Raw genomic sequence first — 16,955 nt, 5'->3', positions numbered from 1 at the left:
CCCGGCTCATCACTGATCTGGGTACGTGTGCTGACGGCATGCGTTCCGCTATGCGCGAGCTGAAGGACATCGGCCCCAAGGGTTCCGGCCACGACGGGCTGGAAGAGGCCTGTGACCACTTCCAGGACAAGTGGGGCTACGGGATCAAGCTGATCGCGGAGGCGACCGGCGGGGTCACCGAGAAAGTGGCCAAGGCTGGCAAGGAGTTCCAGCACGTGGAGGACCTGGTGCGGGCCAAGGTCGGGGCCGTCGAGGTCAAAAACGTCTCTGAGAACGGTGGCAGCCGGTGACCGCCGTGGTCGACCCCGGCCCGGCCTTCCGGTTCCAGGTACAGCCCGAGTTCCACGAGATCCCGCTCGGCATCGACGCGGATCCGGCGGCCTTCGACGAACAGCTGCGCAGGTTCACCCATGACTACTGGGGTGAGGCCGAGGAGCTGGACCCGCTGCGCAGGCTGATGGCCGCCCTGTACGGCGTCACGGCGCAGGACCTCACGGCGGGCGGCACGGTCTACCAGGCCCTGGGCATCTTCCCGATCGGCGGCACCGCGGACGGGATCGAACCGCCCGAGCGGTACAGCCGCGCGACGCTCACCGTGAGCGTGCGGGAGCTGGAGAACCCGGATCCGCACATCAGCGCGGCGGGGATCGCCGAGACCCTGGACAAGTCCGCCGAGAGCGGCGAGGTCCAGCCGATCATCCTGCCCGCCGGGCCCGCGGTGGTGCACATCGCGGGCACACGCGCCATGTGGAAACTGCCGACCCCGCTCGAAGACCCGGGCACGCCCGCCGCTGTTCCCGCCCAGCAAGAGCGCTTCTTCGTACGCATCGAAGTCTGGCTGCCGTTCCCGGACGAGGACCGGCTGCTGCTTCTGTGCCTGAGTACGCCGGACACGCAGGACCTCTTCCACTACCAGGCGGTCCTCGCGGACATCGCCGACACGATCGCCTTCGGGGAGGAGCCGCCCGCGCCCGCCGAGCCCGCGACGGCGTCCGTCTCCCCCATCGCCGCCTACTGACGCGCCGAGTCCGTCGAGGAGAACTCCATGACCACGCAGACCTACGACGCGCTCGGCTTCGACCCGGCCCCGGGGGTGCCCGCTTCCGTACAGAAGCTCGTCACCTCGCTGGAGACGGCGGGCAAGCGGCTGGGCGAGGCGCACGGGACGCTGTCCAAACTGGGAAAGGCGAACGCCGCCTGGGAGGGCCTTGCCGCCGAGGCCTTCACCAAGAAGCTCGGCTCACTGCCCAAGTACCTTGCGGACGGCCACACTTCGGTGACGGACGCCACGCACGCGCTGAACGGCTGGCACTCCCGGCTGACCGAGTTCCAGACCCTCGCGGGCCGCTACGAGCGCGAGGCCGAGGTCGCCCGGCGCACCCTCACGAGCGCCCAGGGCAACCCGGACCTCAAGCTGGCGGGCAGGACGTTCGACACCGATGCGGCCCTGCAGGACGCGCAGCGGCGCCTGGACAGCGCGGTGCGGCGGGTGAACGAGGCGCAGGGTGACCTCGACGCCATCATCAAGAAGGCCCAGTCACTCCTCGAACACCACGACGAGGCGGCCCGCGCCGCGGCCCGCGTCATCCGCGCGGCCGCCGGCATCGCCCCGGACCAGAGCCTGCTCGACAAGTTCGTGGACACGCTCAAGGACATCGGCAACAAGATCCAGGAGATCGCCGGTGACATCTGGAAGTGGTGCCAGGAGCACGCCGACACGATCTACAAGATCGGCGACTGGCTGGGCCTCGCGGCTGCCGCCTGCGACGCCCTGGCCATCGTCTTCTCCGAGACGGTCGTCGGCGCGGTGGTCTTCGAAGCGCTCGCCCGCATCCTGAACACCGGTGCTCTTGGCTTCCACGCGGTCGGCTGGGCGGCCGGCGCCAAGAAGGGGTCCTGGCTCGACATCGGTCTCGACATCGCCGGATTCGTTCCCTTCGGAGACCTCCTGAAGGGCGGCAAGGTCGCCGTTCAGGCCTTCAAAGGGGTGGAGATCTCGGCGGACGCCTTCAAAGCCACGGAGCGCATCGCCGAGATCGCGGGAAAGGCGAAGGACGCCGAGGTCTTCCTGGAGTCCAAAAAGTTCCTGGGCGTGTTCGGCGACGGCAAGGCCGTCTACCGCGCCACCGGCGACTTCAAGGACCGCCTCGCCATGGCCACCGAGCGGGTCTTCAACGACGCGGTACGGTACGAGCGGCCGCTGACCAGCCCCGCTCGTTACCTGGACGAACACGTCTTCCCGAAGATCATCGACAACACCCCGCTCAACAAGATCCCCGGCCTTGCGGACGCGGTGAAGCTCGGCGAGAACGGCAAGACGTTCATCGACCCCACCTCCTGGGTCTCCCGCGGCACCGAGACCGCGTACCGCGGTTACAAGGTGGTCGAGTCGACCGAGACCGCCCTCTCCGACGAGGTGCACGGGAAGTACGAGAAGTACAGGGGCGCGATCCACCACGGGCTTGGAGCACTTGGATGACAGCGACGACGCCGGGCACGAGCCGCGCCTGGGCTCCCCGGCCACCCAAATCGGCGCTGCGGGTCTGGAGCCGCTATTGCCTCCAGTGGGTGTGGGGGCCGGTGCTGTGGTTGCTCGCCCGCATCCCCCTGCTCCTGCTGGCCCTGCTCGAAGTGGAAGTACAGCAGTCGGGTCACGGCCGCATGCGCAAGCCCCGCTGGCGGCGGCGGCTCTGGATCGACCGGGACCGGCTGTGGCTGGACCGCATCACCGATCCGAGCGAGCAGGAGCGGGAGCTGCGTGTCCTCCTGGAGGATCACCGGCTCAACTGTGTACCCGCGCGCCCCGGTACCCCCGCACCACTCCCGTGCCCGGGCGGCATCCACCGTCTCGGCATCGACGACAGCTGCTACCGGCTGCTCGGCGCCCGCCGCGCCTGGGAGATCGCGCAGCAGGAGTACGGCTGGGAACTGGCCGCCGACGCGGACACGAAGCTTCCTGGCTGGCTGGATCTGCGGTGTCCCGCCGGATGAGAACGCGCACCCGGTACGCGCTGCAATGGCTGTGGTTCCCGCCACTCTGGGCCCTGTGGCTGGTGCCCTGGCTGGTCCTCGTGTTCCTCTACTTCGTATTACTCCCCTTCACCTTCCTGTGGGATCTCGACCTGCCGGGCTTCCCAGGCTCCGGCCGCCGGTTCCGCGCACGCCGCCGCATGTGGCTGAACCCCAAGCGGATGCGCCGGGAGTGCTCCACCGACCTGCCCTGGCTGGAGGACCAGCTGCGGGCGCTGTTCGACAACCGGTCGCCGGTTCTCGGAGGACGCCAGAGCAGTGGCACGACGTGGCGCCACCGCGACGGCCGCATCGAGATCGACGACAGCTACTACCGGCAGCTGGGCGTGGAACGCGCCGTCCGCATCGCCCACGAGTACGGCTACGAGGCCGATGTCCGGGACGCTCCGACGTGGCTGGTGTTCCGGTACCGCGCCGCACGAGGAGAGAGATGACACCAGCCCCGCATGTGTTCGTGGTCTCGTCGAACAACCCTGTCCCGGTGGACGACGGTACGGAGATGGCTGCGACGCTACGGCTGTCGGGCGCGGACCCGCTGGCCCCGCCGCTGGCCCGTATCTGCGTGCCGCGGACCAACGCGCCCCTGTCTCTGTCGGCGCCGGTGCCGTTCTGGGTGCGGGGCGGCGGCGGTGAGCCGCTGTGTTCCGTCCGGCCGGTGGCCGAGGACGCCTTCGATGTGCACGGCGCGGACGGCGCCCCGCTGACCCGGATCACGTACCGGGGCGGTCGCTTCCTGCCCTGGCCGCGGCGCACCCGGTGGTCCGCCGCCGGATTCACCGGCCGGGCCGGGACCTGGTACGCATGGCTGGGGTACGTGGTGACGTACCCGGTGTGGCTGATCGCCGCGGTGTTCTCCGTCGTGTACGCCCTGATCGAGGGCGACACGACCGACTCCAACTGGATGCCTCCGACCCGCGTCAGATGGCGAGGGCGTGGCCTCCGTACGGTCCTTGACTACCGGGGCCTCAGCAAGGTCTACCGCGTCGAGCTCCGGCACATCGACATCCGTATCGCCTACCCACTCGCTGTCCTGCACGACTGGAGCGGTCGGAGCCGCACGTGAGCAACGGGACCGCGCCTCGCTTCGGTCACGGAGTACGCGGAGCGGCTCGACACGCTAGGCGCGGCGTGGGACCGGGCCGGCTGAGGCGTACGCCGTGAACACCGTCCAGGCCGGCCCGCCGACGTTGAACCGGGGCCCGTGCGGGTTCTTCGAGTCGCGGACATGAACGGTGCCGAGGGCGCGGGCGACCTCGACGCAGTCCGTCTCACTGCCATTGCTGCTGTAGCTGCTCTTGCGCCAGACGAGTGCGGCGTTCATGTCTCTCCCACCAGTTGCCCGATGAAGGCCAGCGACTCCCTCGGGGAGAGAGCCTGGGCCCGGATGATGCCATAGCGCAGTTCGAGGATCCGCAGATGCTGGGGATCGGACACCGGTAGTCCTGAGAGGACACCCGGCGAGCGCCCCACGGCCGACCCGTCCCGGAACCTCAGCATCTCGATGCTCCCGTCCACGCCGGCGTGCTCTTCCCGGTCGTTCGGCATGACTTGCAGCGTCACCGCGCGCAACTCCCTGATGAGCAGCAGATGTTCGAGCTGGCCGCGTAGCACCATTCTGCCCCCGAGCGGGCGTCGCAACGTCGACTCCTCCAGCACAAGGCTGAGCGCGGGAGCCGGACACCTGTCGTAGATCGTCTGCCGGGCCAACCGGGCCGCGACACCCTTCTCGATCTGCGCCTCCTCGTACGCCGGCTGCCGCATCCCGAACAGTGCCCGCATGTACGGCTCAGTCTGCAACAGGCCGTGCACGTCGTGCGCGCCGTACCACTGGAGGTCAACGGCCTTCGCCTCCATCCGAGCCAAGTCCCGCACCCTCTTCGGGTACCGAACCTCCGCGACCCGCCCCTTCGTCGCCGAGATCAACCCGCTGGCCCGGAGCACCCGATCCGCCCCGTCCAAGAACCCCGGCCGGGGAATCCGCTGACCGGCCTCGACCTTGTGGACCAGATTCTCGCTGTACCCGATCGCGTCGCCCAACTCCCGCGCACGCATGCCGAGTTGGACGCGACGCATCTTGATCTGCTGCCCCACCATGGCGATGATCGCCGCGCCCTGCTCATCGTCCGGATCGACGTCCCAGCCCGGCTCGTCCAGCTCCGCCCGTGTCTCCGCCGCGTTGTCCACTCGCGCCTCCCGCACTAGCCGCCGATCAGACAACGAGCGCTTTACCCAGGAGGACGCGGCACGCAGTCCGTACAACGCCGGACAGCGGGGGACACACGTCGCACAGCCGTGACTCACTCCACGACGGTGAACAGAACATGTACGCACATGGAACCCGAATCCCCGTTCCCCCCTCTACCCAGGTGAAACACAGAAAACGAAACACCTGAACAGAGGCGAGCGCACTACCCACCGCTGCCTCGGTAGCGGACGGAGTGAGCGTCACCGTGCGGAAGCGACCTGCGATATTTGGGTCCGAAAAGCCCGTTAGCGGAGCTATATCCCGGAGCGCGGCCCGCCCCGGCATCTCCCGGCGCGGGATGCTCACCGCAGGCGCCGCCCTCGCCGGAGCCGGAGCCCTGAGCGCCTGCTCCCGCGTCACCCCTTCCGCCCCGCCGCACACCACCGCCCCGTCCCCCGCGACCGGCCGCCCCGCCGCCCAGGCGGAGCGCGCGCTGCAGATGCAGATCCTCGCCCACCCGGACGACGACCTGTACTTCATGAACCCGGACACGCAGCACTCGCTCGCCGCAGGCACCCCGCTCGTCTGCGTCTACGTCACCGCCGGCGAGGCCCACGGCCAGAACAAGTCGCCGCAGGACCGCAACCCGCGCCCGGACAAGGCCGCCTACTCCTCCGCGCGCCACCAGGGCCTGCGCCAGTCCTACGCGACCCAGCTCGGCCTGCCCGTCTTCACCCCCTGGAACAACGGCGTTCTGCGGCTGCCCAACGGCTACCAGGCCGAGGTCAGCACCCTCGACCACCAGGGCCGCCGCATCGAGCTGGTCCACCTCGACCTGTCGATGCACACCCCGCTCGGACACATGGGCGTCCCCGCGCTGTGGCGCGAGCGCGGCCTGCTCCTGCGCACCCTCGTTCCCGCGGGCTCCCCGCTGCGCACGGTCCAGACGTACGACTACGACTCCCTGGTCGACACCCTCGTAGCCCTCTTCGAGCGGTACCGGCCGACCCTCGTGCACACGCTCGACCCGGACCCGGACATCCAGCTCAGCGACCGGATCACCGCGATCCGCGACAGCGAGCAGATCGGCTTCTCCGACCACGCGGACCACACGGCCGTGGCCTCCTTCACCTGGGCGGCGCTGATCCGCTGGACCGAGGGGAGCAAGGGCGGTCCGCCCGCGTTCGTGACCACCGCCTTCCGCGGCTACTACAACAACCACTGGCCCAAGAACCTCCCGCCGCGGGTCCTGACCCAGAAGGCCGCGCACCTCGTCCCGTACGGTGCCGCGCCCGACTGGGACTGCGGCAACCCCTCGGGCTGCGGCGACTACAACGTCGGCGGCGACCGCCCCCTCACCAACCGCAAGGGCTGGGTCCGCGCCACCCACTACCGCTACCCGGGGCCGCGCCTCTCCCTCCAGCAGAACGCCGACGGCGCCGTCACCGCGTACGGCGTCCTCGGCCTGCGCGCGGTCCGCTACGACGAGAAGGACGGCGCGTTCGGCGCCCCGGTCGACCTCGGCGGCGGCCCGCTCGCCCCGGTGCTCGACAGCGCCGCGCTCCCCGACGGCCGCCACCTCGTCTTCGGCCTGCGCCTCGCCAACGTGGAGGGCAGGAACGGCTCGAACGTCCGCGAGATCGTCGTCCTCGAACAGCGCGGCCCGCGCACCTACGGCTCCTGGACCAGCCTCGGCAACCCGGAGACCGACCCCGACCGCGGCCGCCGCATCGGCGTCCCGGTGACGGTCACCGCCCCCGACGGCCGCGTCCACCTCTTCGTACGCAACGCCGACCAGGGCATCAGCACCCGCGTGCGCGCGACGAACGGCACCTGGACCGCCTGGCGCGACCTCGGCGGCGGCCCCGTGCAGGACGGCCTCACCGCCGTCGTCGGCCCCGACCGGCAGGTGCACGTGTACGCGCCCGGCCACTACACCGTCCACCACTGGACGCCGGACGGGCCCGACCCGCTCACCGGCCTGCCCACCCCGGCGGACGCGATAGCCGCCGCGGGCAACCAGCTGTACTACCGCCCGCCCGCCTCCGACCGGTTGCTCTCCCCCGGCGGCCCGGCCGTCGACTTCCCCGGCTACGGGCCTGTAGTCGCCGCCGGTCCTTACCTCGTCGGCACCGACCTGGCGGGCCGCATCCAGATGCACCACGACGGCCGGATCAGCCATCCGGCTAACGCCCCGGTGGCCCTGAACGGCCCGGCGCTCACCGTCGGCCGCCGTGGCCCGACCGTCGCGGGGTTCTCCCCGGACGCCCGCCCGTGGCTTTGGCGGCCTTCGCAGACCCAGGCGTAACCCGGCCACCGCCGTAAAAGCGCACGCAAAAGGGCCCGTACGACCGAAGTCGTACGGGCCCTTCAGTGCTCGCAGGAGCTACCAGGCGTCAAGCCCTCAAGGGACTCCCGAGGGAACCCCCCAAGGGGCTCCCGAGGGAAACCCCCCGAAGGGACTCGACAAGACCCAGCAAGTAAGCGGACTTACTTGTTGATCTTGGTGACCTGGCCGGCGCCGACGGTCCGGCCACCCTCACGGATGGCGAACTTGAGGCCCTCTTCCATGGCGACGGGCTGGATGAGCTCAACGGTCATCTCAGTGTTGTCACCCGGCATGACCATCTCGGTGCCCTCGGGGAGGGTCACGACGCCGGTCACGTCCGTCGTACGGAAGTAGAACTGCGGGCGGTAGTTGTTGAAGAAGGGGGTGTGACGGCCACCCTCGTCCTTCGACAGGATGTAGGCCTGGGCCTCGAACTCGGTGTGCGGCGTGACCGAACCGGGCTTGATGATGACCTGGCCGCGCTCGACGTCCTCGCGCTTGATGCCACGGAGGAGCAGACCGACGTTCTCACCGGCCTGGCCCTCGTCGAGGAGCTTGCGGAACATCTCGATGCCGGTGACCGTGGTGGTGGTCTTCTCGGTCTTGATGCCGATGATGTCGACGGTCTCGTTGACCTTGAGGACACCACGCTCGATGCGGCCGGTGACGACGGTGCCACGACCGGTGATCGTGAAGACGTCCTCGATCGGCATCAGGAACGGCTTGTCGACGTCGCGCTCGGGCTCCGGGATGGACTCGTCCACGGCCTTCATGAGCTCGAGGACCGAGTTGCCCCACTCCTTGTCGCCCTCGAGGGCCTTCAGAGCGGAGACCTTGACGACCGGAACGTCGTCGCCCGGGAACTCGTACTCGGAGAGGAGCTCACGGACCTCGAGCTCGACGAGCTCCAGGATCTCCTCGTCGTCCACCATGTCGGCCTTGTTCAGGGCGACGACGATGTACGGAACGCCGACCTGGCGGGCCAGGAGCACGTGCTCCTTGGTCTGCGGCATCGGGCCGTCGGTGGCGGCGACCACGAGGATGGCGCCGTCCATCTGCGCGGCACCCGTGATCATGTTCTTGATGTAGTCCGCGTGACCGGGGCAGTCGACGTGCGCGTAGTGACGCGTCTCCGTCTGGTACTCGACGTGCGCGATCGAGATGGTGATACCGCGCTGGCGCTCCTCAGGAGCCTTGTCGATCTGGTCGAAGGCCGAGGCCTCGTTCAGGTCCGGGTACGCGTCGTGCAGCACCTTGGTAATGGCGGCCGTGAGGGTCGTCTTACCGTGGTCAATGTGACCGATGGTGCCGATGTTGACGTGCGGCTTAGTCCGCTCGAACTTCGCCTTCGCCACTGGGTCCTCCTGTGGAGTGGTTCTGTACGCCTTGCTTCATCGGCGCCAGGTGATCTTTGCTGGGAAGCCAGCCGCCGGGGATCTTGCCTTATGGGGTCGAACCCCGGCGGATGGTGTCAAGCCTAAAGCGTGAACTCGGGTGAGTTACTCGCCCTTGGCCTTCGCGATGATCTCCTCGGCGACGTTCCGCGGAACCTCGGCGTAGGAGTCGAACTGCATTGAGTAGCTTGCGCGACCCGACGTCTTGCTGCGGAGGTCTCCGACGTAGCCGAACATCTCCGAGAGGGGCACGAGGCCCTTCACGACGCGAGCGCCGCTGCGCTCCTCCATGGCCTGGATCTGGCCACGGCGGGAGTTGATGTCGCCGATGACGTCACCCATGTAGTCCTCGGGCGTGGTGACCTCGACGGCCATCATCGGCTCGAGCAGCACGGGCTTCGCCTGACGCGCGGCCTCCTTGAAGGCCTGCGAACCGGCGATCTTGAAGGCCAGCTCGGAGGAGTCGACCTCGTGGTAGGCACCGTCGAGAAGCGTGACGCGGACGCCCGTCATCTCGTAGCCGGCGAGGATGCCGAACTGCATGGCTTCCTGCGCACCCGCGTCCACCGACGGGATGTACTCCCGGGGGATGCGGCCACCGGTGACCTTGTTGACGAACTCGTACGACGCCTCGCCGCCCTCGATGGGCTCGATCGCGATCTGCACCTTGGCGAACTGACCGGTACCACCGGTCTGCTTCTTGTGGGTGAAGTCCACGCGCTCGACGGCCCGACGGATCGTCTCGCGGTACGCGACCTGCGGCTTGCCGACGTTCGCCTCGACGCGGAACTCGCGCTTCATGCGGTCGACGAGCACCTCGAGGTGAAGCTCGCCCATACCACCGATGATGGTCTGGCCGGTCTCCTCGTCCGAGTGAACCTGGAAGGAGGGGTCCTCCTCCGAGAGACGCTGGATGGCGACACCCAGCTTCTCCTGGTCACCCTTGGACTTCGGCTCGATGGCGACCTGGATGACAGGCGCCGGGAAGTCCATGGACTCCAGGATGACCTGCTGCTTGTCGTCACAGAGCGTCTCGCCCGTGGTGGTCTGCTTCAGACCCATGACGGCGACGATGTCACCGGCGCCCACCGACTCGATCTCCTCACGCTTGTTCGCGTGCATACGGTAGATCTTGCCGATGCGCTCCTTCTTGCCCTTGACGGGGTTCAGCACCGCGGTGCCGGACTCCAGGCGGCCCGAGTAGACCCGGACGAAGGTGAGCTTGCCGAGGTGCGGGTCGCTCATGATCTTGAAGGCCAGAGCGGCCAGCGGCTCGTCGTCCGACGGCTTGCGCTTGACGACGACCTCGGGGTCCTTGACGTCGTGGCCCTCGATGGCCTCGACGTCGAGCGGGGTCGGCAGGTAGCGCACGACGGCGTCGAGCAGGGGCTGAACGCCCTTGTTCTTGAACGCGGTGCCACAGAAGACGGGGGTGACGGTGGTGTCGCCGCCCTTGCCCGAGGCGATGGTGATGCGACGCACGGCGGCGTGCAGCTGCTCCACGGTGGGCTCGGTGCCCTCCAGGAACAGCTCCATCATCTCCTCGTCGTTCTCCGCGACGGCCTCGAGCAGCTTGCCGCGGTACTCCTCGGCAGCCTCGGTGTGCGTCTCGGGGATGTCGACGATGTCGTAGGCCTCGCCCTTGGCGGCCTCGGCCGACCAGACGAACGCCTTCATCGTGACGAGGTCGACGACACCCTTGAAGTCGGCCTCGGCACCGATGGGCAGCTGCATGACGAGCGGGGTCGCACCGAGGCGGTCGACGATCATGTCGACGCAGCGGTGGAACTCGGCACCCGTGCGGTCCAGCTTGTTGACGAAGCAGATGCGCGGCACGCCGTAACGGTCGGCCTGACGCCACACCGTCTCGGACTGCGGCTCAACGCCGGCGACGCCGTCGAACACGGTCACGGCACCATCGAGGACACGCAGGGAGCGCTCCACCTCGACGGTGAAGTCGACGTGCCCGGGGGTGTCGATGATGTTGATCGTGTAGTCGTCGTTCTCGAGCGGCCAGTGACAGGTGGTGGCAGCAGAGGTGATCGTGATGCCACGCTCCTGCTCCTGCTCCATCCAGTCCATCGTGGCAGCGCCGTCGTGGACCTCACCGATCTTGTACGAGACACCGGTGTAGAACAGGATCCGCTCGGTCGTCGTCGTCTTGCCCGCGTCGATGTGGGCCATGATCCCGATGTTGCGGACCTTGGCCAGGTCAAGTGAAGTGGTAGCCATAAGGCTTCAGTCTTCTCTCGGTCTCGATGTGGGTAGCGACTACCAGCGGTAGTGCGCGAAGGCCTTGTTGGACTCGGCCATCTTGTGCGTGTCCTCGCGCTTCTTGACGGCCGCACCGAGGCCGTTCGAGGCGTCGAGCAGCTCGTTCGTCAGACGCTCGGTCATCGTCTTCTCGCGACGGGCGCGGGAGTAGCCGACGAGCCAGCGGAGCGCGAGCGTGTTGGCGCGACCGGGCTTGACCTCGATCGGCACCTGGTAGGTGGCGCCACCGACACGGCGGGACTTGACCTCGAGGGTCGGCTTGATGTTCTCCAGCGCGCGCTTCAGCGTGATGACCGGGTCGTTGCCCGACTTCTCACGCAGGCCCTCCATGGCGCCGTAGACGATGCGCTCGGCGGTGGAGCGCTTGCCGTTCAGCAGCACCTTGTTGATGAGGGAGGTCACCAGAGGAGAACCGTAGACCGGGTCGATGATGACCGGGCGCTTCGGGGCGGGGCCCTTACGAGGCATTCTTACTTCTCCTTCTTGGCGCCGTAGCGGCTGCGGGCCTGCTTGCGGTTCTTGACACCCTGGGTGTCGAGGGAGCCGCGGATGATCTTGTAACGAACACCAGGCAGGTCCTTCACACGGCCACCACGCACGAGCACGATGGAGTGCTCCTGCAGGTTGTGTCCCTCACCCGGAATGTAGGCCGTGACCTCGATGCCCGAGGTCAGACGCACACGCGCGACCTTACGGAGGGCCGAGTTCGGCTTCTTCGGGGTGGTCGTGAACACACGCGTGCAGACGCCACGGCGCTGGGGCGAACCCTCGAGCGCGGGCGTCTTGTTCTTCTCGACCTTGTCCTGCCGGCCCTTACGGACCAGCTGCTGGATCGTAGGCACTACTTCTCCGGTTTCTGTGTGCCGAATAGTAAAGCTAACCTGGAACGCCCTCCGACCCACGCGGTCGGGTGTGTCGAATACTGCAGAACCCCGCGACTGGGCGAGAGAGCGGCAGATTGCGGTGACCCTGATCTAAACCGTTGATCTGAAGCAGACCGGTATCGATCCGGACTCGCCGTGCGGCTGAAGACACGCACACGAGCCCAGGCACACCCCAGGCACAAGGTCTGAGCGTACCTACCTCATAGGCTGTGGTCAAAACAAATACCCCACAGCCGGGACACGCCGGGGCAGCTCAGGCGCCGGAAGAGCTCGCCGCGGCGACGACGAGCGTGAGGAACAACACCCAGCCGACGACCGAAAGCCACCCGAGGACGATCCCGGTGACGGCCATCCCGTCGCCCTGCTCCCCGCTCCGCTTGATCTCCCCGCGCGCCATATGGCCGAGCACGAGCGCGGGCACCGCGGTCAGCCCCCCCGAGAAGATCACCGAGATCCCGCACACGAGCGCCCCGATGGCCTTGCCGTTGGTCGGCACGGGCGGCGGAGGCATCGGCAGGAACGTCCGCGGCACGGGCGCCATCGTCTGCATCTGCACCTGCTGCTGCGGTACGGGCCCCTGCGGCAGATCCGCGACCAGGACATGCAGTTCGCCCACGGTCCGCGCCTGATACGCCCGCTCGACCCGCTTCTCGTACTCCCCCTGCGGCAGCCGCCCCTCGGCGAACCCCGCCCGCAGCACATCCACGGCCCGCTCCCGGTCCGCGTGCGCGGCAAGCATCGACGGCTGCTGCCCCTGCGGCGGCCAGGGCGCGGGCTGCCACGAAGAATTCGACACGAGACCACTCCCCCGGGACCCGGACACCTGCGTGCCCCCCATCATGCGCCAATACGCCGCAAGGCGGCCACCTCCCGAGTATTCGGGGGATGACCGCCCAGCGGTTTCAGGCAACTGCCCGCTTACTGGTTGTACGGACCGTAGTCGTAGTCCTCCAGCGGAACGGCCTGGCCGGAGCCGGTGCCGAACGGCGAGTAGTCGATGTCGTCGTAGCCGACGGCCGAGTACATCGCGGCCTTGGCCTCCTCGGTGGGCTCCACCCGGATGTTGCGGTAGCGGGACAGACCCGTACCGGCCGGGATGAGCTTACCGATGATGACGTTCTCCTTGAGGCCGATGAGGCTGTCGGACTTGGCGTTGATCGCCGCGTCCGTCAGCACTCGGGTCGTCTCCTGGAAGGAGGCGGCCGACAGCCAGGACTCCGTCGCGAGCGAGGCCTTGGTGATACCCATCAGCTGCGGACGGCCGGAGGCGGGGTGACCGCCCTCGGTGACCACACGACGGTTCTCGGTCTCGAACTTCGAGCGCTCGACGAGCTCGCCCGGCAGCAGCTCCGCGTCGCCGGACTCGATGATCGTCACGCGGCGCAGCATCTGCCGGATGATGATCTCGATGTGCTTGTCGTGGATCGACACACCCTGCGAGTTGTAGACCTTCTGGACCTCGCCGACCAGGTGGACCTGGACGGCACGCTGGCCCAGAATGCGCAGCACGTCGTGCGGGTTGGTGGCACCCACGGTGAGCTTCTGGCCCACCTCGACGTGGTCGCCCTCGCCCACGAGCAGACGGGCACGCTTCGAGATCGGGAACGGCGTCTCGTCGCTGCCGTCGTCCGGGGTGACGACGATCTTCTTGGTCTTCTCGGTCTCCTCGATGCGGACCCGGCCCGCGGCCTCGGAGATCGGGGCGACACCCTTCGGCGTACGAGCCTCGAAGAGCTCGACGACACGGGGCAGACCCTGGGTGATGTCGTCACCGGCCACACCACCGGTGTGGAAGGTACGCATCGTCAGCTGGGTACCGGGCTCACCGATGGACTGGGCGGCGATGATGCCGACCGCCTCACCGATGTCGACCAGCTTGCCGGTGGCCAGCGAGCGGCCGTAGCAGTAGGCACAGGTGCCGACCGCGGACTCGCAGGTGAGCACCGAGCGGGTCTTGACGACCTCGACACCGTGCGCGACCAGCTGGTCGATGAGCACGTCACCCAGGTCGACGTTGGCCGGCGCGATGACCTTGCCGTCGACGACGATGTCCTCGGCGAGCATACGGGCGTACACGCTGGTCTCGACGTCGTCCGTCTTGCGCAGGACGCCGTCGGCGCCGCGCTCGGCGATCGCGAGCTTGAGGCCACGGTCGGTGCCGCAGTCCTCCTCGCGAATGATGACGTCCTGCGAGACGTCGACCAGACGACGGGTGAGGTAACCCGAGTCGGCCGTACGCAGGGCGGTGTCCGCCAGACCCTTACGAGCACCGTGCGTCGAGATGAAGTACTCGAGCACCGACAGACCCTCACGGAAGGAGGCCTTGATCGGGCGCGGGATCGTCTCGTTCTTGGCGTTCGACACCAGACCACGCATACCGGCGATCTGACGCATCTGCATCATGTTTCCTCGGGCACCCGAGTCAACCATCATGAAGATGGGGTTGGTCTTCGGGAAGTTCGCGTTCATCGCCTCGGCGACCTCGTTGGTCGCCTTGGTCCAGATCGCGATGAGCTCCTGAGTGCGCTCTTCCTTCGTGATGAGACCACGCTCGTACTGCTTCTGGACCTTCTCGTCCTGCGCCTCGTACCCGGCGACGATCTCCTTCTTCGCCTCGGGAACGACGACGTCGGAGATGGCCACGGTGACGCCGGAGCGGGTCGCCCAGAAGAAGCCGGACGCCTTCAGGTTGTCGAGCGTCGCCGCCACGATGACCTTGGGGTAGCGCTCGGCCAGGTCGTTGACGATCTCGGAGAGCTGCTTCTTGCCCACCGAGTAGTCGACGAACGGGTAGTCCTCGGGCAGCAGCTCGTTGAAGAGCGCGCGGCCCAGGGACGTACGCAGCCGGAAGCTGTCGCCCGGCTGGTACTCCGGCTCGCCTTCCTCGACGGCCGGCGGGGTCCAGCCGCGCGGCGGCATGGTGCCGACCGGGAAGCGGATGTCGACCTGCGACTGCAGCGCCAGCTCACCGGCGTCGAACGCCATGATCGCCTCGGCCGTGGAGCCGAACGAACGGCCCTCGCCCTTGGTGTCACGCAGCTCGCCGTCGGTGGTGAGGAAGAACAGACCGAGGACCATGTCCTGGGTCGGCATCGTCACCGGACGGCCGTCGGCGGGCTTGAGGATGTTGTTCGAGGAGAGCATCAGGATGCGCGCCTCGGCCTGCGCCTCCGCGGAGAGCGGCAGGTGGACGGCCATCTGGTCACCGTCGAAGTCCGCATTGAACGCGGTGCAGACGAGCGGGTGGATCTGGATGGCCTTGCCCTCGACCAGCTGCGGCTCGAAGGCCTGGATGCCGAGGCGGTGCAGCGTCGGCGCACGGTTCAGCAGAACCGGGTGCTCGGCGATGACCTCTTCCAGGACGTCGTACACGACCGTGCGGCCGCGCTCGACCATGCGCTTCGCGCTCTTGATGTTCTGCGCGTGGTTCAGGTCGACCAGGCGCTTCATCACGAACGGCTTGAAGAGCTCCAGCGCCATGGCCTTCGGCAGACCGCACTGGTGCAGCTTCAGCTGCGGGCCGACGACGATGACGGAACGCGCGGAGTAGTCCACACGCTTGCCGAGCAGGTTCTGACGGAAACGACCCTGCTTGCCCTTGAGCATGTCGGACAGCGACTTCAGCGGACGGTTGCCGGGGCCCGTGACCGGGCGACCACGACGGCCGTTGTCGAAGAGCGCGTCGACGGCCTCCTGGAGCATGCGCTTCTCGTTGTTCACGATGATCTCGGGCGCGCCGAGGTCGAGAAGCCGCTTCAGGCGGTTGTTGCGGTTGATGACGCGGCGGTACAGGTCGTTCAGGTCGGAGGTCGCGAAGCGGCCACCGTCCAGCTGCACCATCGGACGCAGGTCCGGCGGGATGACCGGCACGCAGTCGAGCACCATGCCCTTGGGGCTGTTGCTGGTCTGCAGGAACGCGGAGACGACCTTGAGGCGCTTGAGCGCCCGGGTCTTCTTCTGGCCCTTGCCGGTACGGATGATCTCGCGGAGGCGCTCGGCCTCCTCGTCGAGGTCGAAGGACTCCAGGCGCTTCTGCAGCGCCGCGGCACCCATCGAACCGTCGAAGTACGTGCCGAAACGGTCACGCAGCTCGCGGTAGAGCAGCTCGTCGCCCTCGAGGTCCTGGACCTTGAGGTTCTTGAAGCGGGACCAGACCTCGTCCAGACGGTCGATCTCGCGCTGCGCACGGTCGCGCAGCTGCTTCATCTCGCGCTCGGCACCCTCGCGCACCTTGCGGCGCACGTCGGCCTTGGCGCCCTCGGCCTCCAGCTCGGCCAGGTCGGTCTCGAGCTTCTTGGCGCGGGCCTCCAGGTCGGAGTCGCGGCGGTTCTCCACCTGCTGACGCTCGACCTGGACGTGCGCCTCGAGGGAGGGCAGGTCGCGGGTACGGCGCTCCTCGTCCACGTACGTGATCATGTACGCGGCGAAGTAGATGACCTTCTCGAGGTCCTTCGGGGCGAGGTCGAGCAGGTAGCCCAGACGCGACGGAACGCCCTTGAAGTACCAGATGTGCGTGACGGGAGCGGCGAGCTCGATGTGGCCCATCCGCTCACGGCGCACCTTGGCGCGGGTGACCTCGACGCCACAGCGCTCGCAGATGATGCCCTTGAAGCGGACACGCTTGTACTTGCCGCAGTAGCACTCCCAGTCCCGGGTGGGGCCGAAGATCTTCTCGCAGAAGAGCCCGTCCTTTTCCGGCTTGAGCGTGCGGTAGTTGATGGTCTCGGGCTTCTTGACCTCGCCGTGGCTCCACTGACGGATGTCGTCAGCGGTGGCCAGACCGATCCGGAGCTCATCGAAGAAGTTGACGTCGAGCACTATGCGTCAATCCCTCTCAGGGTTGTAAGTCTGTGGTCTGA

The 16,955-nt window shown here is 67.9% G+C and carries 15 protein-coding genes; 7 read left to right on the top strand and 8 right to left on the bottom strand.

Annotated features, from left to right (window positions below):
• Positions 1-38: 38 nt before the first annotated feature.
• The 6 genes from C1N81_RS27290 to C1N81_RS27265 are packed head-to-tail and all read left to right on the top strand — an operon-like array spanning position 39 to position 4,093.
• Positions 39-290, top strand: a complete 252-nt coding sequence (locus C1N81_RS27290; protein ID WP_394433421.1) for a hypothetical protein — start codon at positions 39-41, stop codon at positions 288-290.
• Positions 287-1,018, top strand: coding sequence for a hypothetical protein (locus tag C1N81_RS27285; RefSeq protein ID WP_394433419.1), 732 nt, complete (start codon positions 287-289; stop codon positions 1,016-1,018). Before C1N81_RS27290 ends, C1N81_RS27285 begins: the two co-directional genes overlap by 4 nt.
• Before the next feature lie 27 nt (positions 1,019-1,045).
• Positions 1,046-2,479, top strand: a complete 1,434-nt coding sequence (locus tag C1N81_RS27280; protein WP_394433417.1) for a hypothetical protein — start codon at positions 1,046-1,048, stop codon at positions 2,477-2,479.
• A complete protein-coding gene (locus C1N81_RS27275; RefSeq protein ID WP_394433415.1) occupies positions 2,476-2,991 on the top strand; it encodes a hypothetical protein in 516 nt (171 codons plus the stop codon). The genes C1N81_RS27280 and C1N81_RS27275 overlap by 4 nt, the downstream gene beginning before the upstream one ends.
• Positions 2,988-3,464: a hypothetical protein gene (locus C1N81_RS27270; RefSeq protein ID WP_394433413.1), complete on the top strand. Its 477-nt coding sequence runs from the start codon at positions 2,988-2,990 to the stop codon at positions 3,462-3,464. The genes C1N81_RS27275 and C1N81_RS27270 overlap by 4 nt, the downstream gene beginning before the upstream one ends.
• Complete coding sequence (locus C1N81_RS27265; protein WP_394433411.1) at positions 3,461-4,093, top strand: hypothetical protein; 633 nt, start codon at positions 3,461-3,463, stop codon at positions 4,091-4,093. Before C1N81_RS27270 ends, C1N81_RS27265 begins: the two co-directional genes overlap by 4 nt.
• 54 nt (positions 4,094-4,147) lie before the next feature.
• Here the strand turns inward: C1N81_RS27265 and C1N81_RS27260 are convergent, their stop codons facing one another.
• Positions 4,148-4,351, bottom strand: coding sequence for a DUF397 domain-containing protein (locus C1N81_RS27260; protein ID WP_394433409.1), 204 nt, complete (start codon positions 4,349-4,351; stop codon positions 4,148-4,150).
• On the bottom strand, positions 4,348-5,214 hold the full coding sequence (locus tag C1N81_RS27255) for a helix-turn-helix domain-containing protein (RefSeq protein ID WP_394433407.1): 867 nt from the start codon (positions 5,212-5,214) through the stop codon (positions 4,348-4,350). Before C1N81_RS27255 ends, C1N81_RS27260 begins: the two co-directional genes overlap by 4 nt.
• A gap of 359 nt (positions 5,215-5,573) precedes the next feature.
• Here C1N81_RS27255 and C1N81_RS27250 point away from each other — a divergent pair, with 359 nt between their 5' ends.
• Positions 5,574-7,523 (top strand): PIG-L family deacetylase, encoded by a 1,950-nt coding sequence (locus C1N81_RS27250; protein WP_394433405.1) that lies wholly within the window; start codon positions 5,574-5,576, stop codon positions 7,521-7,523.
• A 182-nt stretch (positions 7,524-7,705) separates the two neighbouring features.
• Here C1N81_RS27250 and tuf read toward each other — a convergent pair whose 3' ends face one another.
• The 6 genes from tuf to C1N81_RS27220 all read right to left on the bottom strand — a co-directional run bounded on the left by tuf (position 7,706) and on the right by C1N81_RS27220 (position 16,914).
• Positions 7,706-8,899 (bottom strand): elongation factor Tu, encoded by a 1,194-nt coding sequence (tuf, locus tag C1N81_RS27245; RefSeq protein ID WP_361080989.1) that lies wholly within the window; start codon positions 8,897-8,899, stop codon positions 7,706-7,708.
• A 144-nt stretch (positions 8,900-9,043) separates the two neighbouring features.
• Complete coding sequence (fusA, locus tag C1N81_RS27240; RefSeq protein WP_394433403.1) at positions 9,044-11,170, bottom strand: elongation factor G; 2,127 nt, start codon at positions 11,168-11,170, stop codon at positions 9,044-9,046.
• A gap of 39 nt (positions 11,171-11,209) precedes the next feature.
• Positions 11,210-11,680 (bottom strand): 30S ribosomal protein S7, encoded by a 471-nt coding sequence (gene rpsG / locus C1N81_RS27235; RefSeq protein WP_119286186.1) that lies wholly within the window; start codon positions 11,678-11,680, stop codon positions 11,210-11,212.
• A gap of 2 nt (positions 11,681-11,682) precedes the next feature.
• Positions 11,683-12,054, bottom strand: a complete 372-nt coding sequence (gene rpsL, locus C1N81_RS27230; RefSeq protein ID WP_003948652.1) for a 30S ribosomal protein S12 — start codon at positions 12,052-12,054, stop codon at positions 11,683-11,685.
• A 295-nt stretch (positions 12,055-12,349) separates the two neighbouring features.
• Positions 12,350-12,835 carry a DUF1707 and DUF4190 domain-containing protein gene (locus C1N81_RS27225; protein WP_394438270.1) on the bottom strand — a complete coding sequence of 162 codons (486 nt, stop codon included), beginning with the start codon at positions 12,833-12,835 and terminating at the stop codon, positions 12,350-12,352.
• A gap of 179 nt (positions 12,836-13,014) precedes the next feature.
• Positions 13,015-16,914 carry a DNA-directed RNA polymerase subunit beta' gene (locus C1N81_RS27220; protein WP_394433401.1) on the bottom strand — a complete coding sequence of 1,300 codons (3,900 nt, stop codon included), beginning with the start codon at positions 16,912-16,914 and terminating at the stop codon, positions 13,015-13,017.
• Positions 16,915-16,955: the final 41 nt, after the last annotated feature.

It is taken from the genome of Streptomyces sp. SGAir0957 (genome assembly GCF_043523415.1).
The sequence above is the reverse complement of the archived record's forward strand: the minus strand, read 5'-3'. Positions and strand labels throughout refer to the sequence as shown.

Coding starts and splice junctions, on each gene's coding strand:
- fusA (WP_394433403.1), bottom strand. CDS start 11,170: ATGGCTACCACTTCACTTGACCTGGCCAAGGTCCGCAACATCGGGATC.
- C1N81_RS27265 (WP_394433411.1), top strand. CDS start 3,461: ATGACACCAGCCCCGCATGTGTTCGTGGTCTCGTCGAACAACCCTGTC.
- C1N81_RS27275 (WP_394433415.1), top strand. CDS start 2,476: ATGACAGCGACGACGCCGGGCACGAGCCGCGCCTGGGCTCCCCGGCCA.
- C1N81_RS27260 (WP_394433409.1), bottom strand. CDS start 4,351: ATGAACGCCGCACTCGTCTGGCGCAAGAGCAGCTACAGCAGCAATGGC.
- C1N81_RS27225 (WP_394438270.1), bottom strand. CDS start 12,835: ATGCTTGCCGCGCACGCGGACCGGGAGCGGGCCGTGGATGTGCTGCGG.
- C1N81_RS27280 (WP_394433417.1), top strand. CDS start 1,046: ATGACCACGCAGACCTACGACGCGCTCGGCTTCGACCCGGCCCCGGGG.
- C1N81_RS27250 (WP_394433405.1), top strand. CDS start 5,574: ATGCTCACCGCAGGCGCCGCCCTCGCCGGAGCCGGAGCCCTGAGCGCC.
- rpsG (WP_119286186.1), bottom strand. CDS start 11,680: ATGCCTCGTAAGGGCCCCGCCCCGAAGCGCCCGGTCATCATCGACCCG.
- C1N81_RS27270 (WP_394433413.1), top strand. CDS start 2,988: ATGAGAACGCGCACCCGGTACGCGCTGCAATGGCTGTGGTTCCCGCCA.
- C1N81_RS27290 (WP_394433421.1), top strand. CDS start 39: ATGCGTTCCGCTATGCGCGAGCTGAAGGACATCGGCCCCAAGGGTTCC.